Source organism: Pantoea sp. S-LA4, assembly GCF_054482835.1.
On sequence record NZ_JBTLRC010000002.1, the window covers coordinates 2,544,917 to 2,569,985 of the forward strand.

Consider the following 25,069-nt stretch of genomic DNA (forward strand, 5'->3'; position numbering starts at 1 on the left):
TTAGCCTTCGTTGTGCAGTTCGAGGTTCTCAACTTCATTCTGCCGCTGAAGCGCTTTAGCATCATCATTACGCAGCGATTCAAGATACTCCAGATACTGCTGATCGACATCTTTTGTCACGTAAACCCCGTTAAACACCGAACATTCAAACTGGGTAATATCCGGGTTCTCTTCACGCACTGCTTCGATCAGATCGTCGAGGTCCTGGAAAATCAGCGCATCGGCTTTAATCAGCTGGCGAATCTCTTCCACTTCACGCCCGTGAGCAATCAGCTCGGTGGCGCTAGGCATATCAATGCCATAGACGTTCGGGAAACGAATTTCCGGTGCCGCTGACGCCAGGTAAACCCGCTTCGCACCAGCTTCACGCGCCATCTCAATAATCTGCTCAGAGGTGGTGCCGCGCACGATGGAGTCATCCACCAGCAACACGTTTTTATCCCGGAACTCGGCGCGGTTAGCGTTCAGCTTGCGGCGCACAGCGCTGCGGCGCAACTGCTGACCCGGCATGATAAAGGTACGACCAACGTAACGGTTTTTCACGAAGCCCTGACGATAGGGTTTATCGAGAATGCGCGCAATTTCCAGCGCGATATCGGTCGAGGTTTCCGGAATCGGGATCACCACATCGATATCAAGATCTTCCCACTCACGGGCAATTTTCTCACCCAGCTTAGTACCCATACGGACACGGGCGCTGTAGACCGAAATCTTGTCGAGGAAAGAGTCGGGACGGGCAAAGTAGACGTACTCGAACAGGCAGGGATTGCTTTTCGGGTTTTCGGCGCACTGGCGGGTCGAGAGCTGACCCTGCTCAGTGACGTAGACCGCTTCACCCGGCGCAACGTCACGGATAAATTCAAACCCCAGCGTATCCAGCGCCACGCTCTCCGAGGCGACCATATATTCGGTACGGCCATCCGCAATTACGCGTTTGCCCAGCACCAGCGGCCGGATGCCGTTCGGGTCGCGGAACGCCACCATGCCATGACCGATGATCATCGCCACCACCGCATAGGCGCCGCGCACCTGCTGGTGCACCGCCGCGACGGCAGCAAAAATATTGTCGGCTTCCAGCGGATCGTTCTGGAAGCGATCCAGCTCCTGCGCAAAAATATTCAGCAGAATTTCAGAATCTGAGGTGGTATTCACATGACGACGGCCTTTTTCGAACAGATGCTTACGCAGTTCGTGGGCGTTGGTCAGATTACCGTTATGTGCCAGCGTGATACCGTACGGCGAGTTTACGTAGAATGGCTGCGCTTCAGAGGCACTTGAGCTGCCCGCGGTAGGATAACGCGCGTGACCAATCCCCATGTTGCCCTGCAGACGCTGCATGTGGCGTGCTTCGAAAACGTCGCTGACCAGGCCATTGGCCTTACGCAGACGGAAGCACTTCAGCGCATCGATAGTACAAATGCCTGCGGCATCCTGCCCGCGGTGCTGGAGCACCGTTAACGCGTCATAGATCGACTGGTTGACCGGCATGAAACCGGTGATACCGACAATACCGCACATGTTGTCATTTCCTCATTAAGCCGCACTCCCGGTCGCATCACCGGGGTAAAAAACTCGACGTGCTTTTCAGGTAATCGAAAAACCACCTGATTATATAACTGAACTCGGGAATGAGTTGAGACTGTTGCCAGTCCGGACTTTTTGAAAAGCCGGTGAAAGTATCGAGGAAGAACAGCAAAGCGGCTACTATCAGCACACCACGCAACGCCCCGAAACAGACGCCCAACACCCGGTCGGTTCCCGACAGGCCGGTTTTTTCCACCAGCGAGCCGATCACGTAATTCACAATCGCACCGACAATCAGGGTGGCGACAAACAACACCCCAATGGCGATACCGTTACGAACCAGTTCGTCGTCAAACCCTGTAAACCAGACTGCAAGGTAGGCGTAGTAATGACTGGCGACAAAAAACGCGCATCCCCAGGTAACAAGAGATAAGGCTTCCCGGACAAACCCACGGATCAGGCTGACCAGAGCCGAAAAACCAACTACCGCAATAATGACGTAATCAATCCAGATCATGAACTCTTCCAGCGCCAGTGCCATTGCACCCCTGCATCCAGTTCGGGGCGCATTCTAACAGAAAAAGAAAACGTTTGCGTAGCGGTTTTCCTGTTCTGCATCCATAAAAAAGGCGATGAAAAAAACCTTCGTCGCCTGGTTGATTCCCTAACGGTCAGCCCGTTGAAAATCATCATTTTTTTACCCGTTTCGCCACGTTAGCCGCCTGTGCTAAGGCGCTAAAGGCGCTGCCTGTTACTGTTATCGGCAGCGCCAATCGCCAGGGTTAGCGCGCGCTGTATGGCTTCACCACACCGCCCAGTCCGGAGATGCCTTTCAGCTCGCCGACTGCACTCTGCATTTTAGCTTTTGAGGCGTCCGGTCCGACGTAAATGCGGGTGATCTGTCCCTGTACCGGCGTTGACGGCACGGTAAAGGCGCGATAACCCGACAGCCGCAGCTGCGCGACAATCTCATTCACTTTGCTGGCATTTTTCAGTGCGCCCAGCTGAACCACATAGGCCTGACCCGCAGGCGCGACGGGTTCCGCGGCTTTCGGCTGCTCAGTCTGCTTCGGCTGCTCTACCGGTTTGGGTTGCTCAACCGGTTTCGGTTTTGGCTGTTCGACCGGTTTTGACTTCGGCTGCTCAACCGGCTTCGGTTTTGGCTGTTCGACCGGTTTGGGTTTCACCTGCACTGGCGTTGACTGATGGACCGGCGGTGGCGTGACCACGGCGGGCTCGCTCTCTTCTGCCGGTCTGGTCCGTCCCTGATCAGCCGGTGCGCTGGTTTTGCCATTGCTGCTGCTGACCGCATTACCGGCACCTTCCGGCGGCTGCGCGGGCAGCGTCTGGGTCACCGGCGGCACCATCTCGCTGTCCTGCTGATCGTCCGGTTTCGGTACCAGCGGAATGGCAGCGAACTCCTCTTTATAGTGCTTCTTCTGCCCGTCCAGCAGCCCCGGCAATACAATCACGCCGACGGCGACCAGAATAACGGTGCCGACTAAACGGTTCTGAAACTTACTTGCCACGCCCTTTCTCCGTTTCAATCGATTCCATGACCTGTGCCACGGTGTGGAACGAACCACACACCAGCACAATGTCCTGCGGCTGCGCCTGCTGGCGCGCCTGCTGCCAGGCCTGTTCTACCGTGCTGAATGCCTCGCCCTGCGGCAGCCATTCCAGCAGCTGCGCCGCGGTGGCCCCGCGAGGCCCGTCGAGCGGCGCGCAGTACCAGCGATCCACCGCCGGTGATAGCGCCGCCAGCGTGCCGGCAATATCTTTGTCATGCAGCATACCCACCACCGCATGAACCTTGCCGGTTTTTGGCAGCGTCGCCAGGCGTGACGCCAGATAGGTCGCCGCGTGCGGATTATGCGCCACGTCCAGAATCACCCGTGGCGATTCACTCAGGGTCTGAAAGCGACCCGGCAGCATGGCTAACGGCAGGCTGGCGCGGATCTGCGCTTCACTGACCTGCAGCCCGGACGCGCGCAGCGCCACCAGCGCCGTCGCTGCATTCGGCAGCGGTACCTGCGGCAGCGGCAGATCGTTCAGCTCGCCATGCGCGTCACGCAGCGACCAGCTTTCCGGCTGTTCACGGTAAGACCAGTCACGATTGCGTTGCAGCAGCGCCGCGCCCTTTTCACTGGCCACCGCCGCAATACTGCGCGGCATATCAGGTTCACCCACTACCGCCGGTTTACCGGCCCGGAAAACGCCCGCTTTCTCACGACCAATACTTTCCCGATCCGGGCCAAGCCAGTCGATATGATCGAGTGCGATGCTGGTGACCACCGCGACATCCGCATCCACAATATTGGTGGCATCGAGCCGTCCGCCGAGACCCACTTCCAGGATCACTACGTCCAGCTGCGCCTGTTGAAACAGCTTCAGCGCTGACAGGGTGCCAAATTCGAAATAGGTCAGAGAGATGTCACCGCGTCCGGCTTCGATGTCGGCGAAACTGGCGCAGTGCTGTGCTTCGCTCAGCTCCTGGCCCTGAACCCGTACCCGTTCGGTATAGCGCACCAGATGCGGCGAACTGTAGACGCCAACGCGATAGCCAGCCGCCATCAGCAGCGTTTCCAGCGTGCGACAGGTGGTGCCTTTGCCGTTGGTACCGGCGACGGTGAAGACGAAGGGAGCCGGTTTCAGCAGGTCGAGACGTTGCGCCACCTGGCGAATACGATCCAGGCCCAGTTCGATGGCCTGAGTATGCAGGTGCTCAAGATAATAAAGCCACGTGGCCAAAGGCGACGTGGCTTGAGGGAGGTGAAGATTGTCCATATGTCCCGTTTTGCTTATTTATACCCGGCAGACGGAGGCTGAGGTATACGGTGCATTGGTAAAAGGCGCGACGGGCGCGCCTCTCTATCTCCTGTCAGGCCTCGTTGCTCTCCGGTTGAGTCGTCGCCGGGGCAGACTCTTCACCATCGTGCAGCGGTGCTGGCAGGTTCATCATTTTCGCCAGCAGGCTTGCCAGTTTGTACCGCATTTCCGGACGGCGAATGATCATATCAATCGCGCCCTTTTCAATCAGGAACTCACTGCGCTGGAAGCCCGGCGGCAGTTTTTCACGCACGGTCTGCTCGATTACGCGAGGACCGGCAAAGCCAATCAGCGCTTTCGGTTCCGCCACGTTGAGGTCGCCCAGCATGGCGAAACTGGCTGACACGCCGCCCATGGTCGGGTCGGTCAGTACCGAAATATAAGGCAGACCGCGCTCCTGCATTTTAGCCAGCGCGGCGCTGGTTTTCGCCATCTGCATCAGCGACATCAGCGCTTCCTGCATACGCGCCCCGCCACTGGCGGAGAAACAGATCAGCGGGCAATTATCTTCCAGTGCCTGCTCAACCGCACGCACAAAGCGAGCGCCCACTACTGAACCCATTGAACCGCCCATAAAGGCAAATTCAAAGGCGGCCGCCACAACCGGCATACCATGCAGCTGGCCTTTCATCACGATCAGCGCATCTTTCTCGTCAGTCGCTTTTTGCGCAGCAATCAGACGATCTTTGTACTTTTTCGAGTCGCGGAACTTCAGCAGATCTTTGGGTTCCAGTTCACTGCCGAGCTCAACCAGGGTGCCCTGATCGAGGAAGCTGCCGAGGCGCTCACGGGCGTGCATACGCATGTGATGGTCACACTTCGGACAGACTTCAAGATTACGCTCCAGCTCGGCACGGTAGAGAACCTGGCCACAGCTGTCGCACTTGGTCCAGACCCCTTCCGGGATACTGGCGCGGCGCGCAGGCGTAACGTTGCTTTTATTAAGAATGCGTTCAATCCAGCTCATTGATGACCTTTCTGTTTAAAACTGACCTGGTCCAGTCGTCTTGATACTGCTGAAAACCGCTTCAGCAGACGGTAAATGTCGCTCATTAAACCACAACCCGTTCAGACTGTGGATAAAAATCTGGTCTTACCCCTGAGCGAAGCTGCCGTTCAGGGCTGCTTCTGCTGCTTTGCCTGGCGGCGATGACGCCAGACTTCAATCACGCCCGGCAATACCGAGACCAGAATAATGCCGACGATCAGCAGCTTCAGGTTTTCCTGTACCACCGGCAGATCGCCAAACAGGTAACCGGCATAGGAGAACAGCAGGACCCAGGCCAGCGCGCCGGTGACGTTGAACAGCGCAAAGTGACGATAGGACATGTGGCCCATACCGGCAACAAACGGCGCAAAGGTACGAACAATCGGCACAAAGCGCGCCAGAATAATGGTTTTACCGCCGTGACGGGCATAAAACGCATGGGTTTTATCCAGATAGCTGCGACGGAAAATTTTTGAGTTCGGGTTGCTGAACAACCGCTCGCCGAACAGACGGCCGATAGTATAGTTGACCGCATCACCCAGGATCGCCGCCACCACTAACAGCGCCACCATCAGATGCACATTGAGATCGTTGCCAGGCAGCGCCGCCAGTGCGCCCGCGACAAACAACAGCGAATCACCGGGCAGGAAGGGCGTCACCACTAAACCGGTTTCGCAGAACAAAATCAGGAACAAAATAGCGTAAATCCAGATACCGTACTGCGCAACCAGTTCGGCAAGATGCACATCAATGTGCAAAATAAAATCAACCAGAAAATGGATAAACTCCATAACGCGCCCTTTTAAGCCCTAAAGTGAATTAATCCGCGAGGAACAACGGTCCCATCGACGGCTGTGGTAACGCAAAGTGGGATGGGTAATCCACCGCCACCAGGTACAACCCTTCTGCCCGGGCTGTGGCTGCGGCTAATGTCCGATCCTTCGCCGCCAGCAGCGTTGCCATCCATGACTCCGGCTGATTGCCGCAGCCTATCTCCATCAGGCTACCAACGATATTGCGCACCATGTGATGCACAAAGGCGTTGGCTTTAATATCAACAATCACGTACGGCCCCTGACGCGTCACATTCAGGTGAATCACGTTGCGCCACGGGGTACGCGACTGACACTGCACGGCGCGAAACGAGGTGAAATCATTCTCCCCCAACAGGCACTGCCCGGCGCGATGCATCTTTTCAGCATCCAGCGGATGATAAAAATGGGTCACGCCCTGCGCCAGTACTGCCGGACGCAGCCGCTGATTGTAGATCAGATAGCGATAGCGTCGGGCGGTGGCGCTGAAACGGGCATGAAATTCATCCGGCACCGCTTTCACCCAGCGTACCGCGATATCTGCCGGCAGATTGGCGTTCACGCCGAGTGTCCAGGCCCCATCCGCCCGCTGCGAAGTGGTTTCAAAATGCACCACCTGTCCGGTGCCGTGGACGCCCGCATCGGTGCGTCCGGCACAAAACACGCTGACCGGATGATCGGCTACTTTTGACAGCGCGCGCTCCAGCTTCTCCTGCACGCTGCGCACTTCCTGCTGACGCTGCCAGCCGTAATAGCGGCTGCCGTCATACTCGATGCCGAGCGCCAGTTTTTGCGTCTGACCGTCGGACATGGTTACAGGTACTCCTGAACCAGTTTCTCAGCCGTTTTCACCGCCATCAACGCGCCGCCAAAGCGGATATTGTCGGCCACTGACCAGAACTGCAGCAGCTCCGGGATGCCGTAATCGTTTCGCACGCCGCCGATGCTCAGCGCGCCGTTGCCGGAGGCATCGGTGACCGGTGTCGGGACTGAATCCTCTTCGCTCAGCGAGATGTCTGACACCAGCGCCAGTTCCGCACGCGCTTCTTCAGCCGCGAGCGGACGCAGGTTTTCAATGTGCACAATCTGCGCATTGCCGTAAAAAACCGGGGCCTGCACGCTGCTGACCGCGATCGGTAAACCTTCATCCTGCAGGACTTTACGCACCTGATCGACCAGGCGACGCTCGCTTTCTACGCTGCCTTCCGCATCAGCCTGCTGTGGCATCAGGTTAAACGCCAGCTGGCGACCAAAGTGGTGTTCATCCGCCGGGATGCCGTTCAGCAGCCGGGCACTCTCACCGGCCAGCGCATCCACCGCCACTTTGCCGTAGCTGGAGACGGAGATCAGATTGGTGACCTGTAACCGGCCTAAGCCAGCCGCATCCATCAGCGGTTTGATGGCGGTCAGCAACTGGCTGACCAGGTTATCCGCCACGCTGATGATGTTACGGTTGCGGTAGTCGGCCAGCACCTGCGGATTCACATCGGGCACCACCAGCGGCACGTCAGGTTCCAGTGCAAACAGCTCGCTGCTGTCGATCACTAAGCAACCGGCGTTCGCGGCGTCATCAGCAAAACGGGCCGAGGCATCGCGACCGGCAACGAAAAAGGCCAGCTGCGCCTGCGACCAGTCAAATTCCGCCGCGTTTTCGACTCGCACCGAGCGGCCTTCAAAACGTTTAATCTCACCGGCGCTGTTTTCGCTGGCCAGCAGATACAATTCACCAACCGGGAACTGGCGTTCCGCCAGCAATTCCAGTACAGCGTTCCCTACTGCGCCTGTCGCGCCCAGTAGCGCAATATTCCAGCCGTCAGACATGTTGGTTTACTCCAGACAATGACATAAAAACAGAAGGCGGTGATCTCACCGCCCAGGGATTCGGATTTTTCCCTGCCCGCAGGCCGTCGTGCCAGGGCACGAACTATCGGGAAGAGAGCGTTGCGTTAAAACCCAGATGGGTCAGCATCTCAGCGGTTGCGGCGTCATCGCAGCAGACCTGCAGCGAGGACCATTCGCGGCGCTCCTGATACTGCTTACGCAGGCGATCAAATTCGCCAGGCTGAGCCGCCACTTTTCGCAGGGGCGCATCATCGCGGCGCACATCATACACCAGATGCACCAGCCGTTTCAGCGTTGCCTGATCCAGCGGGCCATTCAGGGTGATGTCGCTGAATTCCGGCACCGGCAGCAGGCTGCTGAGCGGCACCTGCTGGGGCTGACCAATGAAGTCACACCAGGCTTCAAATACCTGGGTGGTGCCGCGCGCTTTGCCTTCGAGGGTATAGCCTGCAATGTGCGCCGTAGCGATATCCACCTTATCGAGCAGCGCCAGCGACAGATCCGGCTCCGGCTCCCAGACGTCCAGCACCACGCTGAGGTCGGTACGCATCTTCAGCACTTCCAGCAGCGCGCCGTTATCGACCACCGGGCCGCGACAGGCGTTGATCAGAATGGTGTTGGGCTTCAGCGCCATCAGTAACGCCGCATCCGCCAGATGCCAGCTTTTATACGGCCCCGATTTGAACAGCGGCGTATGGAAGGTCAGAATATCCGCCTGCTCAACCAGCGTCTCCAGCGAGTGAAATTCGCCTTCGTCGCCGCGGTCGGCACGCGGCGGATCGCACAGCAGGGTTTTAACGCCCCACGCCGCCAGCCGTTTTTGCAGCCGTCCGCCGACGTTGCCGACACCGACGATGCCGACGGTGCGGTCACGCAGCTGGAAACCGTCACGTTCCGCCAGCAGCAGCAACGAGGAGAAGACATACTCCACCACCGCGATGGCGTTGCAGCCCGGCGCGGCTGAAAAGGCAATGCCCGCCTGCTGCAGCCAGTTTTCGTCGACGTGGTCGGTGCCGGCGGTGGCGGTGCCGACAAACTTCACCGGCTTACCGGCCAGCAGCGCTTCATTCACCTGGGTCACCGACCGCACCATCAGACCCTCGGCATCGGCCAGCTCCGCCGCCGGCAATGGACGACCCGGTACCGCCACTACTGTTCCGGTACGGCTGAACAACTCACGGGCATACGGCATATTTTCATCGACGAGAATCTTCACCACGGCTTTCCTGTCTGTTGCAATAAAGGCCATTATTCTGGCACAAAGCGACGCGTTAGCCTAACCGCGCGCGGTAACGATCCGGCGTGGTGCCGGCCTGCTGCTGGAACATCACAATCAGCGCCGATGCGGAGCTGTAGCCGAGATCATGGGCGATGCTCTGCACGCTGGCGCCCTGCTCCAGCAGCACAATGGCGCGCAGAAAACGCAGCCGCTGTCGCCATTCGCCAAAGGTCATATGCAGCTGCTGCTGACAGCGCCGCGCCAGCGTCCGCTCGGTGGTAAAAACCCGCGCGGCCCAGCCTGCCAGCGTGGTGTTATCGCCCGGATTAGCCTCCAGCGCGTGCAGCACCGGTGCCAGGAATTTATCGGTTGAGGTCGGCAGATAGCTCTCCTGCACCTGCGCCAGCGGCAGGCGATCGCGCAGCACCTCACATAACCGCCACTGCGCTTCGGTGACCGGCTGCTCAATCTGCTGGCTGGCAAACTCATCCATGATGGCGTGAACAATTGGATCGACCATTAACAGACAGGCGCGCTGCGGCAGGCCGCTGCATAACGCGGCGGCGAGATTAAAGGTGCGGAACTGCGCCTGACGATGGTTATAGCTGCTGTGCCGGTGACCCGGCGGGATCCACACCGGGATATCGGCCGGCGTCAGCAACCGCTCGCCCTCCACCCGCATCTCCAGCACATGACTTTTTACGAAGATCAGCTGGCCCCAGTCATGAGTATGCGGCAGATATTCGGTATGGGCGTTGGCCTGTTCGAAACGCATGAAGTAGTGCAGCTGCGGTGCGTCCAGCGGCGGCTGGTAGGTAATCTGTAAGGTCATTATGTCCGGAGAGCGATTAATTTTGTCTGATATTAACTATCTGGATAAATCCGGACAAGCGTACACTGCGCCTCATCTTAGCCTGTGGAGAGTGAGCATGTTTTTCCTGTATCCGCTGTTCGCGGTGTTGATCTGGTCGATCAACTCGATTGTCAGCAAGCTGTCGGCAACGGCAATCGATCCGGCAGCGATCTCCTTTTATCGCTGGCTGCTGGCGCTGCTGGTGCTGACGCCGTTTGTGTTGCCCGGTATCTGGCGGACGCGTCAGGCGATCCGGCCGCATCTCTGGCGGCTGCTGATCCTTGGCCTGCTGGGCATGGTGCTATATCAGAGCCTCGCCTACTATGCGGCCCAGAGCGTCAGCGCGCTGTTTATGGGGATTATCGGCGCATTGATCCCGCTGCTCACGGTGCTGCTGAGCGTGGTGATCCTGCGGATCGCTCCGACGCTTGGCATCCTGCTCGGCAGCATTATCTCGTTCATTGGCCTGGTGTGGCTGGTGAGTGAAGGTAATGTGATGCAGTTGCTGCATCAGGGCCTGGGCAAAGGCGAATTGCTGATGCTGGCCGCCTCTGCCGCCTATGCGCTGTATGGCGTGCTGACCCGGCGCTGGGCGCTGCCGCTGCCGATCTGGCACAGCCTCTATGTGCAGATTTTATTCGGTGTCGTACTGCTGTTGCCTGGCTTTCTGCTGGCACCTGAGGTGGCGCTGAACCGGCACAATCTGCCGCTGGTCGCCTTTGCCGGTCTGTTTGCCTCAATCATCGCGCCGTTTTTGTGGATCCACGGCGTACAGCATCTGGGAGCCAGCACCACCAGCATCTTTATGAATCTGATCCCGGTGTTTACCGCGCTGATCGCGGTGATGTTTCTGCATGAGCAGTTGCACAGCTATCACTGGATTGGCGGCGGCCTGACGCTGTTCGGAGTGATGCTGGCCCAGTGGCTGCGCACCCCGCTGACCCGGCCTAAGCCCGTCAGCCTGCGTCGGTTGTAAACCGCACCGTCACGCGCAGCCCGCCCAGTTGCGGGCTGCGATCCAGCTGCATACTGGCACCATGCCAGGCACAGATATCCTGTACCAGCGCCAGCCCGATTCCGGCACCGGGCTGCATTCCGACATTATCCAGCCGCTGAAAGGGCTGAAGCGCTTTCAACTGCTCTGCTCCGTCAATGCCCGGTCCGCTGTCCTCAATCTCCAGTTTTCCCGCTACCACCCGCGCGGTAACGATACCCTGATGCGGAGTATATTTAATCGCGTTGTCCAGCAGGTTGGCGCACAGCTCGCCGAGCAGCACACCATCCCCGATCACCTGACTGCTCTCCTCGCCCTCATAGCCGAGATCGATTTGCCGGGTGCGCGCCGCCGTGTAGCGACTGAGGCAGGCTTCACGCACGATGACCGCCAGATCGACCCGCATCATCGGCTTATCTTCACCGTGACGCGCCTTGATACGCGCCAGCTGCAGCAGCCGATCGGTGAGTAAGATGGTCTCATCCAGCGTATGACGCATACCCAGCAGACTCTCCTGCCACTGCTCGGGCCGTTCACTGCTGAGCGCTACGCTCACCTGGGTTTTGAGGATGGTGAGCGGCGTGCGCAACTGATGGGCGGCATCTGCGCTGAAGCGATCCTGACGCGCCAGCAGGCCGCGCAGACGCTCCAGATAGCGGTTAAAGGCGATGATCAGCGGTTGCAGTTCTGACCACGGCAGCGAGGGCAACGGGGTTAATTCTCCGCCGTCGCGCTGCAAGACAATCCGTGACAGCCGCCGCAGCGGGCGTAACACCCGGCGCAGCATCAGGCTGGCCAGCAGCAGCGTCATCAGCACCAGCCCGCTCTGGCTGATCAGCGCGGTACGCATCAGCCCGCGGGCAAACTCCTGCCGGGAGTTGACGGTTTCCGCCACCAGCACCAGCGCCATGCCGTCAACGCCCGCCTCGCTCACCGGCTGCCACAGCGCCGCGACCCGAATACGGTGCTGGTGATAGCGTCCATCATAAAAGTGCACCAGCGCCGGATAAGCGGTCGACATTTTACTGGCGGGCGGGATCGGCGGCAGATCGTCATAACCGGACAGCGTCTTTCCCTGCGGGGAGATCACCTGATAAAACAGCTGATCATTCATGTTACGTTCGAAACTGTCGAGCACCACCCAGGGGACATCCACCTCCAGATGATGCTGGCGCACCACCAGCCGTTCTGCCACGGTGCGCGCCGAGGCCAGTAGCGAGCGATCGTAAGCCTGATTGGCGGCCGCCAGCCCGCTCTGATAATGGGTATAAACTGACAGCGCCCACAGCAGCAGCAGCGGCAGACCCAGCCAGGCGAGCAGTTCGCCGCGTAGCGAATGAATCAGCCGCACGCCAGCGTTTCCAGGCTGTAGCCGAGTCCGCGTAGCGTCACGATGGCGACATCGCTGCCCGCCAGTTTTTTCCGCACCCGATGGACATAGAGCTCAATGCTCTCCGGGCTGGCCTCATCCGCCAGGCTAAAAGTCTGTTCATACAGATGCTGACGGGAAACCGGCCGGCCGTGGCGCTGCATCAGCGTCGTCAGAATGCTCGATTCACGCGGCGTCAGCGCCAGCGGCCGGTCACCCAGCAGGAAATAGCCTTCGCCATCCAGCACCAGCTGGCCCAGCGACTGCGTTTGCGCGGCCTGGCTCTGGCTGCGCCGCAGCAGCGCACGCAGTCGCGCTTCCAGTTCATCCAGTTCGAAAGGCTTGGTCAGGTAGTCATCCGCCCCGAGGTTCAGGCCGCGCACCCTATCGTCCAGCGCACTGCGCGCCGTCAGCAGCAAAACGGGCACGCTCTGTCCGCGCCGCCGCAACCGCGTCAGCACTTCCAGCCCATCGATGCGCGGCAGCGAGACATCCAGCACCACCAGCGCATAGGCTTCACATTGCAGGGCGTGATCGGCGGCAACGCCATCAGCTACCCAGTCAACGGCAAAGCCTTTTTGCGTCAGCGCTTTCTGCAGCCAGCGCGCCAGGTCAGCCGTATCTTCCACCAGTAAGAGACGCATATCACATCCTGTCATTAAATCCGGGCAGTGAAAGGTAAATGAAAGGTAATTGTTTTAACAATTCGGTAACGCCAATAGTTCGGCAGCAATCACACTCTGGAAGAATGAATGGAGCCTCCGATGAAAAAAATAATCCATACCGCCCTGACCACCGCCTTGCTGGCGCTGATGGTGCCTGCTGCAATCGCCGCCGAGGGTCCAGGCCGCACTGAATGTATTGCACCGGCCAAACCGGGTGGAGGTTTTGACCTCACCTGTAAGCTGTTGCAGGTTTCGCTACAGGAAACCAAACAGATTGAGACGCCGATGCGCGTCACCTACATGCCCGGCGGCGTCGGCGCGGTTGCCTACAACGCGATTATTGCCCAACGCCCGGCTGAAGCTGGCACGGTAGTCGCCTTCTCGGGCGGCTCGCTGCTGAACCTGTCGCAGGGCAAATTTGGCCGCTACTCGGTGGACGATGTGAAGTGGCTGGCAGCAGTAGGAACCGACTACGGCATGGTGGCGGTGCGTGACGATGCGCCGTGGAAAACCCTGGGTGAACTGATGGCGGCAATGAAAGAGGACCCGACCAAAGTAGTCGTTGGTGCCGGCGCGTCTATCGGCAGCCAGGACTGGATGAAAACCGCCCTGCTGGCGCGCGAAGCGGGTATCGATCCACGCAAGATGCGCTATGTCGCCTTTGAAGGCGGCGGTGAGCCGGTGACTGCACTGCTCGGCAATCATATTCAGGTGGTCTCCGGCGACATGAGTGAAATGGTGCCACATCTGCAGAGCGGCAAAATGCGGGTGCTGGCGGTGATGTCCGAGCAGCGTCTGCCGGGCCAGCTGGCGCAGGTGCCTACCGCCAAAGAGCAAGGTTTCAACATCGTCTGGCCGGTCATCCGCGGTTACTACCTCGGCCCGAAAGTCAGCGACGCCGATTACCAGTGGTGGGAGCAGGCGTTCAAAAAAATGGTGGATACCCCGGAATTTAAAAAGCAGCGTGATATGCGCGGCCTGTTCGAATTCAATATGTTTGGCCAGGAGCTCGACAGCTACGTGAAAAAGCAGGTGTCGGATTACCGTGAGCAGGCGAAATCATTTGGCCTGGCCAAATAACAGGAGCATGCGATGAGCGATCGTATTTTTGCAGGCCTGTGGCTGGCGCTGTGCCTCGGCGGCATGGTGGTAGCCTGGCAAATCCAGAGCGAATACAGCTATGAACCGGTGGGGCCACGGCCCTTCCCGATGGCGATCCTCGGCCTGATGGCGATCTGTGCCCTGCTGATGCTGTTTCGCAAACCCGACACCATTCACTGGCCGCCCGCCAGTACGCTGAAACGGCTGGTGGCGCTGGCGCTGATGATGATGCTCTATGGCTGGCTGTTTGAAACGCTGGGATTTGCTATCTGTACCACCCTGCTGACTTTCGGCATCGGTCTGCTGTTTGGCGCGCGCTGGTGGGCAGCGGCGCTGGCCGGGATAGTGATGGGCAGTGCGCTGTTTTATGCCTTTGATCGCCTGCTGGAAGTGACCCTTCCGGTCGGCAGCTGGCTGAGTTAAGGAGAGCATCATGGATACCTGGTCCTTTTTAATGCAGGGCTTTGCCGTCGCCATGACGCCAGAGAACCTGCTGATCGCCCTGATTGGCTGCTTTATCGGCACCATTGTCGGCCTGCTGCCGGGTCTTGGCCCGATTAACGGCGTGGCGATTCTGATGCCGCTGGCTTTTGCGCTGCACTTACCGGCGGAATCGGCGCTGATTCTGCTGGCCACGGTCTATATCGGTTGTGAATATGGCGGACGTATCTCGTCTATTCTGCTTAACGTACCGGGGGATGCCGGTGCGATCATGACCGCGCTGGATGGCTATCCGATGGCGCAACAGGGCAAGGCGGGCGTTGCCCTGTCGATTTCGGCGGTCAGCTCCTTTATCGGTTCCACCATCGCCATTATCGGCATTATTCTGTTCGCTCCGCTGCTGGCAAGCTGGTCGCTGGCGTTTGGTCCGGCGGAATATTTTGCCCTGATGGTATTCGCCATCGCCTGTCTTGGCAGCATGATGAGCCATAACCCGCTGAAATCGTTCCTCGCCGCGCTGATTGGGCTGGGAATGGCCACGGTGGGCGTCGATGCCAATACCGGCGTCTACCGCTTTACCTTTGACAGCGTTCATCTCTCCGACGGTATTCAGTTTGTGGTGGTGGTGATTGGCCTGTTCTCGGTCAGCGAAATTCTGCTGATGCTGGAGTCGACCAGCGGCGGACAGAAAGCGGTACGGGCCAGCGGTCGCATGATGTTCAATATGAAAGAAGCGGCAATGGTCACCGGCGCCACGCTGCGTTCCTCTTTCATCGGTTTCTTCGTCGGGGTACTGCCGGGTGCCGGTGCAACCATTGCCAGCGCCATCGCCTATATGACCGAGAAGAAGATCAGCGGCAGCGATCAGTTTGGTAAAGGTGATATTCGCGGTGTGGCCGCGCCGGAAGCAGCAAACAACGCCTCCGCCTGTGGCTCCTTTATCCCGATGCTGACGCTGGGGATCCCTGGCTCGGGCACGACCGCGGTGATGGTCGGCGCGTTAACGCTGTATAACATCACGCCGGGACCGGCGATGTTTGTTGAGCAGCCGGATATTGTCTGGGGACTGATTGCCGCGCTGTTAATCGGCAACGTGATGCTGCTGGTCATGAACATCCCGATGATCAACGTTTTCGCCCGTATGCTGACCATTCCGCTGTGGTTCCTGGTGCCGGCCATCGCCGCCATCTCAGCGGTTGGCGTTTACGCGGTACACAGCACCACCTTCGATCTGCTGCTGATGGTCGGGCTGGGGATCTTCGGTTATATCCTGCGTAAGATGGATTTTCCGATGTCGCCGTTAATTCTGGGCTTTGTGCTGGGTGAAATGCTGGAGCAGAACCTGCGTCGTGCGCTGTCGATCAGCAACGGAAATATGGTCATCCTGTGGGAAAGCCTGATTTGCAAAGTGCTGCTGGTGCTGGCGATTGCCGTGCTGGTTGTGCCGCCAATCTGGAAACGCTGGCGTCGTCATCGTCTGAAGCTGGCAGAAGAGTAAATCTCCCGCCGAAACGCGTGCGCCCCCGTGGGATTTCCCGGGGGCTTTTGCTATCATGGCGCATTCATTTTCCGGCGCACCCCACGCTGTTCTGTTTTCCCCAAGGAATCCGCCATGCAACCTCTCAGCGGCCCCGGTGTGCCGGTCGGCGATCGTTCATCTGTCAATCCGCAAACCGGCGCGACGCGTCCCGGTTCGGTGGCGGGTGAGCAGCCACTCTCCCCTGCCCAGCGCACCACGTTAGAACGTCTGATCGTGCGTATTCTTTCGCTCAGTAATCTGAAAGCGCCTGAGCTGTGGGCTGGCGTGCGTCATGAAGTGGGCGTTAAGAGTGAAGCGGAGCTGCAGTCGCGCCATTTTCCGGCGGCAGAGCAGTACCTGAATGCCCGCCTGACCCAGGCGCAGACCGGTCATGCAACCCGTCAGCTGATGACGCAGCTCACCGATCTGTTGCCGAAAGGCAATAATCGCCAGGCAGTCAGCGATTTCATTCGTCAGCAATTTGGTCAGACGGTACTGAGCGCGCTCAGCCAGGATCAGCTGCGTCAGGTCCTGACCATGCTGCAGAACGGTCAGATGGCGATTCCACAGCCGCAGCAGACCCGCGTCAGCGATCGCAGCCTGTTACCCGCCGAGCATCAGACCCTGAATCAGCAGGTGGTGCGCCTCGCCGCCGCCACCGGGGAATCGACCGGTAAACTCTGGACCGCAGCGCTGAAGCTGGTGAACCTGACCAGCGGCGATCCGATCCCGTCGCGTCATTTCCCGCTGCTGACGCAGTATCTGCAGGTGCGCCAGACCCTGAGTCAGCACAGCGCGCCGACGCTGCAACTGCTGGAAGCGTCGCTGAAGCAGCCGCTCGATCAGCATGAGCAGCGCCTGCTGGAGGATTACAGCCAGCAGCGTTTCCAGGCGACACCGCAAACGGTGCTGACCGTGACTCAGACTCAGGATCTGCTGAACTTCCTGTTCAGCCGTCGCGCCGAAAAGATCCACGAACAGCCGCTGGCTGCCAGCGAGATCAAGCCGCAGCCAATCTGGTCGCCGTTTGTTACCTCACTGCCGCAACCGCTGCAACCGCTGGCAAAACGCCCGATGCTGGGGATAGCCGTGGTACTGCTGGTACTGTTTATCTTCTGGCTGGTACTGTGAGTTAACAGCCACAGGCGGCGTCGGGCGCGGCCACTGGCCACTCGCCCGGCGCATCTCCCCAGCTCAGCGGATGGCCGTCGCGCTTCCAGAAATCCAGCCCGCCAATCAGTTCTTTTACCTGAAAGCCCAGCGCAGCCAGTTTCCACGCCGCTTTAGTCGAACCATTACAGCCAATCCCGTCACAGTAGGTAACATAGACTTTGCTGCGATCAAGCTGCGCGGTGCTGACCGCATCCATTTCACGATGGGGAAAACTGATCGCCCCGCAGATATGACCCGCGCGGTAGACCGCGGTGGCGCGCGCATCAATCACCACTATCTCAGGCTGGCGCTGCGCCAGATCTTCCGCCAGATCCCAGGCATCGGTGTAATAAGCGAGTTTTGCCTGTAAATAATCGAGGCTCTGCTGCGGCGTGGCGGCGGGAATACGTAATACCGATGACATTATGATTCTCCTGTTGTGGTGTGCCCGCAGTTTACGGCAAAGTGGACTGCTCTCTGAGACCGATTTTGCTTACCGGATAAGACCCTTATGCGCTCACCGCTGTTGCAACTTTTTCAGCATCAGGCCACCGGCGGCCTGCGCGAACGGCTGTGTACCACCCTGCGGCTGGCGATTAGCCGTCATCATCTGCACGCTGGCCAGCAGTTGCCCTCAACCCGCCAGCTGGCCCGCGATCTCAACCTGTCGCGCGTTACGGTAGAGGCGGCTTACGGTCAGCTGGAGAGTGAAGGCTATCTGCGGCGTGAAACCGGGCGCGGCAGCTTCGTGGCGATTACTATGCCCGCGCCGTCAGCGCCGTCTGCGATTCATCAGCCGGCTCATTTTTCGGCTCGCGGTCAGCAGGTGCTGGCAACCGGTGGCTGCCAGGACCCGCCGTTTCCGCACGCGTTTGCTGCCGGCTCACCGGAGTTACGCGCTTTTCCTCATGAGACCTGGCGACGCCTGAGCAGTAACGTGCAGCGTTCACTGGGCAGCGCCGCGATGGGATATGGCGATCCCTGTGGCTATCTGCCGTTACGCAGCGCTATCGCAGATTACCTGGCGCTCTCCCGAGGCCTGACATGCCAGCCGGAACAGGTGATCATTCTGACCAGTTCACAACAGGCGCTGCAGTTACTTGCCATGATGTTGGTCGATCCTGGTGATGAGGTGTGGATGGAGGAGCCGGGCTATCCCGGTGCGCGCAATGCCTTTCTGGCTGCAGGCGCCCAGCTGCGCGGGATTGCGGTCGATGCCGAAGGAGCCCTACCCACCAGCGGCAGTGCAAAGCTCATGTATCTGACGCCATCGCATCATTATCCTACCGGCATCACGCTGAGCCTTCCGCGACGTCTGGCATGGCTGGACTGGGCACAGCGCAACCAGAGCTGGCTGATCGAAGACGATTACGACAGCGAATTTCACTACGACGAACGTCCGATTCCTGCGCTGCAGGGACTGGATCGCCATCAGCGGCTGATCACGCTGGGCACCTTCTCCAAATCACTGTTTCCCTCGCTGCGGCTGGCGTGGATGGTGGTACCGCCGGCGCTGGTGGCACCGCTGGGCCAGGCACGCAGCGTGCTGGATGGTCACAGCGCCCTGCTGCCACAGGCCGTTACTGCGGCTTTTCTGCAACAGGGCCATTTCGCCAGCCATTTGCGGCTGATGCGTCAACTCTATCGCAGCCGGCGTGAGCAGTTGATCGAGCAGATTAATCAGCGGCTGACGCCGTGGCTCACCCCGATCGACAGCGGCGGCGGATTACAGCTAACGGTGAAGTTAGCGCAGAATGAGGCGCAGTTAACCGCCCGGGCCGCGCAGATCGGCCTGTTGCTGCCGCGTCTTAGCCCGCTTTATGCCGGACCGGCGCGTCAGCAAGGCTGGATACTGGGCTATGCGGCGCTGACGCCGGATGAGATCGTGGCGGGATGCACAAAGCTGGCGAGGTTATTCAGGGATAATTAAGCGCGCATTTCGCCGGAGTGACGCACGCCGTTTTGGTCAGTCTGAATGGAATATAGCGAAGAACCAACCTGCGGCTCTATTCAGGTCTGTGCCTCGTTTATTTTTTTACGCTATTCGTTCCGCCTCCCATTCTTCTCCTGCGAAATGAGATGCTGTATTATCCCGTTTTAATTCAACGGAGATGAATATCTTGAAGCCCTGTTTTATTCCGGCAATTTTACTTTGCGCAGCAACATTATCCGCCTGCACCGCTTTTGATACGTTTGATAAGTATGCCAATGGCCGTTTTTATGAAATGTATACCGTTGGCAATCTTTCCGCCTGCAACTACAAACCCAAATTCACCGACTGCGCGGAAAAGATGGATTTCGACATTAAGATATCGGATGACAACAATAAAATTGCACTGTCAAAACATATCAATCACAACGACGACGTAAGTTACCTCGGTTTCACCCGCGATAACTATGCGGCACAAACCAAACCTATACGTGACTTTTTAGCGTGGGCAAACAACAACGCCTCTGATAATAAACATATCGTGATGAAACGCCCGGCAGGAAATATTGTTGGCTATTTATTTGAAAACAACGAGGTGGATTACCACTTTGATTTTTTGCATACGCGAGCTGAAGTACCGATGCTGGTGATCAATGTTTCGAAAAGCACGCGCTATTACGGCTTTACCGCCCAGGAAGCGGCAAAAATGCTGGAAACCCTGGATGCATGGTATGACAAGCGTTTCATCGGCAAGCAGATTACCTGAAGCCGGTTGCCTGCGGGCCTCGCTGCTGACAGCGAGGCCCGCCTGCCCCATCAAAAATGCTGTAACCGGAAAGAGCCGTCTTCACAGTTCTTCAGTTTGAGATCCTCTACCGGCTTGCGATCGTAATATCCTTTATCCGTTTTATAGACCTCAACCACCGAGAGGCTGCGCGGCGTATACTGACTCGTGAAAAGCCCGGTCACGTAATAAAACGAACCGACTTTAGGCCGAAATGAGACGGTATCATACGCGCCATTGGGTTGGATCATGCGAATGGCTATATTATCTTTTGCGCTTACCCAAAACTCACGACGGAGTTCTGGCGTCTCCGGAATTTCAGGAAAGCCCATCAGCTTATTATTTAATTGCGTCTAAAAACCAATGGCATTGTTGGTATACCCGTTGTCTTTGGCATCCAGATTGATACAGGTTTTGGTTTCAGGATAAACGCGAATGTAATCCAGATTTCGGTTATCGAAGGTGATTCCAACGCGGTCGCCGGTTTCCACATCCTGAAGTTTATGACTATAGGTCGCAACAGAACACCCGGTTAAATTTATAACTAACCCCGCGGCAAGCATCCATTTTTTAAGCATATCAGCTCCTTTGATTAAGATTATCGCTTTTATTTTCTGGCCAGAACGGCCTTTGAAATTATCAGACGGCGTTTTATAAATAAAAACCCATCACTTTTCAACAACGGAGCGTAGTTAAGAAATAATACGCAAAAAAAAAGGCCGCAATGCGGCCTTATGTCAAATTGCTCAGCAATTATGCCTGATATTTACGCATGGTCAGGGTGGCGTTGGTGCCACCGAAGCCGAAGCTGTTGGACATCACGGTAGTCAGCGCTTTTTCCATTGGCTGAGTCACGATATTCATGCCTTCAGCCGCCGCATCCAGTGAGCTGATGTTGATGCTTGGGGCAATAAAGCCGTGTTCCAGCATCAGCAGCGAGTAGATCGCTTCCTGAACGCCTGCCGCACCCAGTGAGTGACCGGTCATGGCTTTGGTGGCAGAGATGTACGGGGTGTTGTCGCCAAAGACTTCACGAATCGCACCCAGCTCTTTCACATCACCCACTGGCGTTGAGGTGCCGTGGCTGTTGAGGTAGTCGATAGGGGTATCAACGCCGTTCATCGCCATCTTCATGCAGCGAACCGCGCCTTCACCTGACGGAGCTACCATGTCTGCGCCGTCTGAAGTCGCGCCGTAACCAACGATTTCAGCATAGATATGCGCACCGCGGGCCAGCGCATGTTCCAGCTCTTCAACCACTACCATGCCACCGCCACCGGCGATAACAAAGCCGTCGCGCTCATTGTCATAGGTGCGTGACGCTTTTTCTGGCGTGTCGTTGTAACGGGTAGAGAGCGCGCCCATAGCGTCGAACTCACAGGCCATTTCCCAGCACAGCTCTTCGCCGCCGCCAGCAAACACGATGTCCTGTTTGCCCAGCTGGATCTGCTCAACCGCATTACCGATACAGTGTGCTGAAGTGGCACAGGCTGAACTGATGGAGTAGTTTACGCCGTGAATTTTAAACGGCGTGGCGAGGCAGGCTGAAACGCCAGAAGCCATCGCTTTGGTGACCACATACGGGCCAACCGCTTTCAGGCCGCGTGGGCTGCGCATTGCATCAGCACCAAACACCTGGAACCGCGGTGAACCGCCGCCTGAACCGGCAATCAGACCCACACGTGGGTTGTTCTGATACGCTTCCACGCTCAGGCCAGAATCTTTAATTGCTTCTTCCATGGAAAGATAGGCATAGATGGACGCATCACTCATGAAACGCACGACTTTGCGATCGATGAGGCCGGTGGTATCTAATTTTACGTTACCCCAGACGTGACTACGCATGCCGGAATCTTTCATCTCTTCAGAAAAGGTGATGCCAGAGCGGCCTTCACGCAGAGATGCCAGCACCTCTTGCTGGTTATTACCAATACTGGAAACGATCCCTAAGCCAGTAATCACAGCACGTTTCATTCAATAATCCTCATCCACTTCTTCTTAATTGACGAGCACTCTAGCGTACACTTGTACGCCGAACAAGTCCGATCAGCCATTTCCTTTTGTAAATTTGCGTCATGTCACGTCGGTCGTTAAAATCGCGCCACTGCCTGAAAAATGAGCCTTTAGCGTGAAATTAACCCCGGTCGAACATGCACAGCTGAACTGGAATGAACAGGGTACACCTGTTTCCCGAGCGTTTGGCGACGTCTATTTCTCCAATGATAACGGTCTGGAAGAGACCCGCTACGTCTTCCTTGGGGGGAATCAGTTACCGCAGCGCTTCGCTCAGCATCCGCGTGAGTTACTGATTGTGGCGGAAAGCGGTTTCGGCACCGGCCTCAATTTTCTGACGCTGTGGCAGGCATTTGATGCCTTTCAGCGTCAGCAGCCGGATGCGATTTTAAAACGTCTGCATTTCATCAGCTTTGAGAAGTTTCCGTTAACGCGCGCCGATTTAACCGCCGCGCATCAGCACTGGCCCGAACTGGCGCCGTGGGCCAGCGAATTGCAGGCGCAGTGGCCAGTCGCCCTGCCCGGCTGTCAGCGTTTACTGTTCGATGGCGGGCGCATCACGCTCGATCTGTGGCTGGGTGATATTAATCAGCTGATAAGTACGCTGGATGACAGCCTGCATCGTCAGGTGGACGCCTGGTTTCTTGATGGCTTCGCGCCGTCGAAAAATCCCGATATGTGGACGCCTGAGCTGTTTAGCATGATGGCAGCGCTGGCGCGGCCGCAGGCCACCTTTGCGACCTTTACCGCCGCTGGCTTCGTACGGCGTGGACTGCAGCAGGCTGGCTTCAGCGTTACCCGGCGCAAAGGTTTCGGGCCCAAACGCGAGATGCTGTGTGGCAGCCTGCAGGATGCCCCGCCGCGGCCCGCAGCCCAGCCGTGGTATGCCCGTCCCGCCAGCTCGTCGCGCGAAGCGGCGCTGATTGGCGGCGGTGTGGCCAGCGCCAGTCTCGCGCTGGCGCTGCTGCGGCGCGGCTGGCGGGTGACGCTCTATTGTGCTGATGAAGCGCCGGCGCTGGGCGCCTCCGGCAATCGTCAGGGCGCACTCTATCCGCTGCTTAATCAGCACGATCCGGCTATCGCTACCTTCTTTCCGGCGGCATTCAGCTTTGCCCGTCGTCTCTACGATCGGCTGTCGCTGCCGTATGAACATCGCTGGAGCGGCGTGTTACAACTCGGCTGGGACGAGAAAAGCCGCAAAAAAATTGAACAGATGCTGGCGATGGGATTACCTGACGATGTGGCTTATGGGGTTGATACCGCACAGGCGGAAGCGCTGGCGGGCGTGACGCTCGGCTGCGGCGGGATTTTCTATCCGCAGGGCGGCTGGCTGTCACCGGCCGAACTGACCACGGCGATGCTGGCGCACGGCGAAACCCAGGGATTGCGGATTCACTGGCTGCATCGGGTGACCGGGCTGGCGCATGACGGTGAACAGTGGACGCTGTCGTTCAGCGATCGCCCGGCGGTGCGCCATAAGACGGTGGTGCTGGCGAACGGTCACGCCATCAGCGAGTTTACCCAGAGTGCGCCGCTGCCGATCTATCCGGTGGCGGGCCAGGTAAGTCACGTTCCCTCGACGCCGGAACTGGCTGCACTGCAGACCGTGCTCTGCTACGAAGGGTATCTGACGCCGGTCAGCCCGCAGTTCGGCACCCACTGCATCGGTGCCAGCTATCATCGTGGCGATACCGATACAGCTTATCGGGAGGACGATCAGCAGCAGAACCACAGTCGTCTGCAGCAGTGCCTGCCCGATAACCCCTGGACCGACAGGGTAGACATCAGCGCGGGCGAAGCGCGTAACGGCGTGCGCTGCGCCACCCGCGACCACCTCCCGATGGTCGGCAGCGTGCCCGATTATGCCGCCACGCTGGCAGACTACGCCGATTTACCGGCCCGGCAGGCAGCAGGCGACACGATTGCGGATGCGCCTGGCTTTAACGGGCTCTATCTGTTTGGCGCGCTCGGTTCACGCGGCTTATGCAGCGCACCGCTGGCGGCTGAGGTGCTGGCAGCACAGTTGACGGGCGAGCCGCAACCCGCCGATGCCGCCACGCTGGCCGCGCTGAATCCGAATCGTTACTGGGTAAGAAAACTACTGAAGGGAAAACCGGTCTGACAGGGCGTTGCGGGCGGCGAACCGCCCGGCACCGTTACGCGGAGAGCTGACGTGCCTGGACAAAAAGGTTGTCCCACATACCGACCACTAATGCCTGATCGCGCGGCGACAGTTCACCGGCAGCAATCGCATTTTGCAAACTGCGGGAAACCTGGATCTGTAACGCTTCCGGCGTATGCTCGCCCAGTTGTTCGACTTCAGCCACCGCCAGCGTGAGGTGTCCACGCAGATAACCGCTGGCAAACAGCTCATCGTCACTGGCATGCTCAACCATGTCGTCAATCAGGGCCAGAATACGCGCTTCAAATTCTGCGATCATCTCAATTCCTCTTTTGATAATGCCTTGCTGCATCACAGATCGTCCGGCCAGGGAAACTGCGATGCGCTTAATGAAGGCCTGCCATAAAATTCCGCCAGGGCGGCAATAAAACGCGCGGGACGAGCGGGAATACCGGACGTCAGATAGCTCATGACCTGAGCATGCACTTTACGCTGGAACGCAATGCGATCCGGCTCACAATCTCCGTTGAGATTGTCACAACTGACGTTGAAGGGAAAGCCTGCGGCAACACAAAACATCCATTCAAGCGCCTGTGGCTTCACTTCAACCGCTTCAAACTGGCTCTGGGTCAGCGCATCGCGGCCGTCCGGGCAGTACCAGTAGCCAAAATCGACCAGTTTGCGGCGGGCTTCACCCGCAATGCACCAGTGAGAAATTTCATGCAGCGCACTGGCATAAAAACCGTGGGCAAATACCACGCGGTTCCACGGCGACTCTGCATCTGCCGGAAGATAGATCGGTTCGTCGTCGCCTTTAATTAGACGGGTCTGAAATTCATCGCTAAAGCAGCGATCAAACAGCGTTATCAGCTGTGTGTAATCGTGTGTTGTGCTCATTATTATCTTGTCTGT

General features: G+C 58.1%; 26 protein-coding genes. 8 read left to right on the forward strand and 18 right to left on the reverse strand.

Translation table 11 applies throughout. The annotated features are described in order from the left end of the window. The 10 genes from purF to ACX3P5_RS12665 form a co-directional block, all read right to left on the reverse strand. Positions 1-1,518, reverse strand: a complete 1,518-nt coding sequence (purF, locus tag ACX3P5_RS12620) for an amidophosphoribosyltransferase (protein ID WP_233987523.1) — start codon at positions 1,516-1,518, stop codon at positions 1-3. A gap of 37 nt (positions 1,519-1,555) precedes the next feature. Then, positions 1,556-2,041 (reverse strand): colicin V production protein, encoded by a 486-nt coding sequence (gene cvpA, locus ACX3P5_RS12625; RefSeq protein WP_031376251.1) that lies wholly within the window; start codon positions 2,039-2,041, stop codon positions 1,556-1,558. A gap of 265 nt (positions 2,042-2,306) precedes the next feature. After that, positions 2,307-3,053, reverse strand: coding sequence for a cell division protein DedD (dedD, locus tag ACX3P5_RS12630; RefSeq protein WP_458968792.1), 747 nt, complete (start codon positions 3,051-3,053; stop codon positions 2,307-2,309). Further along, entirely contained in the window at positions 3,043-4,311 is a 1,269-nt protein-coding gene (gene folC, locus ACX3P5_RS12635) for a bifunctional tetrahydrofolate synthase/dihydrofolate synthase (RefSeq protein ID WP_233987521.1), read from the reverse strand. Before folC ends, dedD begins: the two co-directional genes overlap by 11 nt. Positions 4,312-4,405: 94 nt before the next feature. Next, the gene (gene accD, locus ACX3P5_RS12640; RefSeq protein WP_336755652.1) at positions 4,406-5,320 is read right to left on the reverse strand and encodes an acetyl-CoA carboxylase, carboxyltransferase subunit beta; all 915 of its coding nucleotides are present in this window, start codon (positions 5,318-5,320) and stop codon (positions 4,406-4,408) included. Positions 5,321-5,469: 149 nt separating this feature from the next. Beyond that, entirely contained in the window at positions 5,470-6,132 is a 663-nt protein-coding gene (locus ACX3P5_RS12645) for a DedA family protein (protein ID WP_233987519.1), read from the reverse strand. A 28-nt stretch (positions 6,133-6,160) separates the two neighbouring features. Then, positions 6,161-6,964, reverse strand: a complete 804-nt coding sequence (gene truA / locus ACX3P5_RS12650; RefSeq protein ID WP_336755653.1) for a tRNA pseudouridine(38-40) synthase TruA — start codon at positions 6,962-6,964, stop codon at positions 6,161-6,163. Between the two features lie 2 nt (positions 6,965-6,966). Further along, on the reverse strand, positions 6,967-7,974 hold the full coding sequence (locus ACX3P5_RS12655) for an aspartate-semialdehyde dehydrogenase (protein WP_233987517.1): 1,008 nt from the start codon (positions 7,972-7,974) through the stop codon (positions 6,967-6,969). Between the two features lie 103 nt (positions 7,975-8,077). Continuing rightward, positions 8,078-9,211 carry a 4-phosphoerythronate dehydrogenase PdxB gene (gene pdxB / locus ACX3P5_RS12660; protein WP_458968793.1) on the reverse strand — a complete coding sequence of 378 codons (1,134 nt, stop codon included), beginning with the start codon at positions 9,209-9,211 and terminating at the stop codon, positions 8,078-8,080. 55 nt (positions 9,212-9,266) lie between these two features. Beyond that, positions 9,267-10,046: an AraC family transcriptional regulator gene (locus tag ACX3P5_RS12665; RefSeq protein WP_458968794.1), complete on the reverse strand. Its 780-nt coding sequence runs from the start codon at positions 10,044-10,046 to the stop codon at positions 9,267-9,269. A 97-nt stretch (positions 10,047-10,143) separates the two neighbouring features. Between ACX3P5_RS12665 and ACX3P5_RS12670 the strand changes: the two genes are divergently transcribed. Next, the gene (locus ACX3P5_RS12670) at positions 10,144-11,043 is read left to right on the forward strand and encodes a DMT family transporter (protein WP_458968795.1); all 900 of its coding nucleotides are present in this window, start codon (positions 10,144-10,146) and stop codon (positions 11,041-11,043) included. Here the strand turns inward: ACX3P5_RS12670 and ACX3P5_RS12675 are convergent. Further along, the gene (locus tag ACX3P5_RS12675) at positions 11,024-12,412 is read right to left on the reverse strand and encodes a sensor histidine kinase (RefSeq protein ID WP_233987513.1); all 1,389 of its coding nucleotides are present in this window, start codon (positions 12,410-12,412) and stop codon (positions 11,024-11,026) included. The two genes, ACX3P5_RS12670 and ACX3P5_RS12675, sit on opposite strands and share 20 nt — an antisense overlap. Then, entirely contained in the window at positions 12,403-13,074 is a 672-nt protein-coding gene (tctD, locus tag ACX3P5_RS12680; RefSeq protein ID WP_458968796.1) for a transcriptional regulator TctD, read from the reverse strand. Before tctD ends, ACX3P5_RS12675 begins: the two co-directional genes overlap by 10 nt. 120 nt (positions 13,075-13,194) lie before the next feature. Between tctD and ACX3P5_RS12685 the strand changes: the two genes are divergently transcribed. The 4 genes from ACX3P5_RS12685 to flk all read left to right on the forward strand — a co-directional run bounded on the left by ACX3P5_RS12685 (position 13,195) and on the right by flk (position 17,287). Next, positions 13,195-14,175, forward strand: coding sequence for a Bug family tripartite tricarboxylate transporter substrate binding protein (locus tag ACX3P5_RS12685; RefSeq protein WP_233987511.1), 981 nt, complete (start codon positions 13,195-13,197; stop codon positions 14,173-14,175). A gap of 12 nt (positions 14,176-14,187) precedes the next feature. Beyond that, entirely contained in the window at positions 14,188-14,619 is a 432-nt protein-coding gene (locus tag ACX3P5_RS12690; RefSeq protein ID WP_336755657.1) for a tripartite tricarboxylate transporter TctB family protein, read from the forward strand. Between the two features lie 10 nt (positions 14,620-14,629). Further along, positions 14,630-16,135 carry a tripartite tricarboxylate transporter permease gene (locus tag ACX3P5_RS12695; protein WP_233987509.1) on the forward strand — a complete coding sequence of 502 codons (1,506 nt, stop codon included), beginning with the start codon at positions 14,630-14,632 and terminating at the stop codon, positions 16,133-16,135. Positions 16,136-16,249: 114 nt separating this feature from the next. Then, positions 16,250-17,287, forward strand: coding sequence for a flagella biosynthesis regulator Flk (flk, locus tag ACX3P5_RS12700; RefSeq protein WP_233987508.1), 1,038 nt, complete (start codon positions 16,250-16,252; stop codon positions 17,285-17,287). Between the two features lies 1 nt (position 17,288). Here the strand turns inward: flk and ACX3P5_RS12705 are convergent, their stop codons facing one another. After that, positions 17,289-17,732, reverse strand: coding sequence for a rhodanese-like domain-containing protein (locus ACX3P5_RS12705; RefSeq protein ID WP_336755658.1), 444 nt, complete (start codon positions 17,730-17,732; stop codon positions 17,289-17,291). Between the two features lie 87 nt (positions 17,733-17,819). Here ACX3P5_RS12705 and pdxR point away from each other — a divergent pair, with 87 nt between their 5' ends. Further along, on the forward strand, positions 17,820-19,238 hold the full coding sequence (pdxR, locus tag ACX3P5_RS12710) for a MocR-like pyridoxine biosynthesis transcription factor PdxR (protein WP_458968797.1): 1,419 nt from the start codon (positions 17,820-17,822) through the stop codon (positions 19,236-19,238). Between the two features lie 181 nt (positions 19,239-19,419). Then, positions 19,420-20,004: a hypothetical protein gene (locus tag ACX3P5_RS12715; protein WP_233987505.1), complete on the forward strand. Its 585-nt coding sequence runs from the start codon at positions 19,420-19,422 to the stop codon at positions 20,002-20,004. A gap of 50 nt (positions 20,005-20,054) precedes the next feature. Here ACX3P5_RS12715 and ACX3P5_RS12720 read toward each other — a convergent pair whose 3' ends face one another. The 3 genes from ACX3P5_RS12720 to fabB all read right to left on the reverse strand — a co-directional run bounded on the left by ACX3P5_RS12720 (position 20,055) and on the right by fabB (position 21,996). Continuing rightward, positions 20,055-20,354, reverse strand: coding sequence for a hypothetical protein (locus ACX3P5_RS12720; RefSeq protein ID WP_458968798.1), 300 nt, complete (start codon positions 20,352-20,354; stop codon positions 20,055-20,057). A gap of 21 nt (positions 20,355-20,375) precedes the next feature. Next, on the reverse strand, positions 20,376-20,600 hold the full coding sequence (locus ACX3P5_RS12725) for a hypothetical protein (RefSeq protein WP_458968799.1): 225 nt from the start codon (positions 20,598-20,600) through the stop codon (positions 20,376-20,378). Positions 20,601-20,775: 175 nt separating this feature from the next. Then, entirely contained in the window at positions 20,776-21,996 is a 1,221-nt protein-coding gene (gene fabB / locus ACX3P5_RS12730; protein ID WP_094119745.1) for a beta-ketoacyl-ACP synthase I, read from the reverse strand. A 154-nt stretch (positions 21,997-22,150) separates the two neighbouring features. On the opposite strand from fabB, the gene mnmC reads away from it, so the two are divergent. After that, positions 22,151-24,157, forward strand: a complete 2,007-nt coding sequence (gene mnmC, locus ACX3P5_RS12735; protein ID WP_458968800.1) for a bifunctional tRNA (5-methylaminomethyl-2-thiouridine)(34)-methyltransferase MnmD/FAD-dependent 5-carboxymethylaminomethyl-2-thiouridine(34) oxidoreductase MnmC — start codon at positions 22,151-22,153, stop codon at positions 24,155-24,157. Between the two features lie 34 nt (positions 24,158-24,191). Here the strand turns inward: mnmC and ACX3P5_RS12740 are convergent, their stop codons facing one another. Both ACX3P5_RS12740 and ACX3P5_RS12745 read right to left on the reverse strand, forming a co-directional pair. After that, positions 24,192-24,476 carry a YfcL family protein gene (locus tag ACX3P5_RS12740; protein ID WP_003854283.1) on the reverse strand — a complete coding sequence of 95 codons (285 nt, stop codon included), beginning with the start codon at positions 24,474-24,476 and terminating at the stop codon, positions 24,192-24,194. A gap of 32 nt (positions 24,477-24,508) precedes the next feature. Beyond that, a complete protein-coding gene (locus tag ACX3P5_RS12745) occupies positions 24,509-25,054 on the reverse strand; it encodes an elongation factor P hydroxylase (RefSeq protein ID WP_233987502.1) in 546 nt (181 codons plus the stop codon). Positions 25,055-25,069 lie beyond the last annotated feature (15 nt).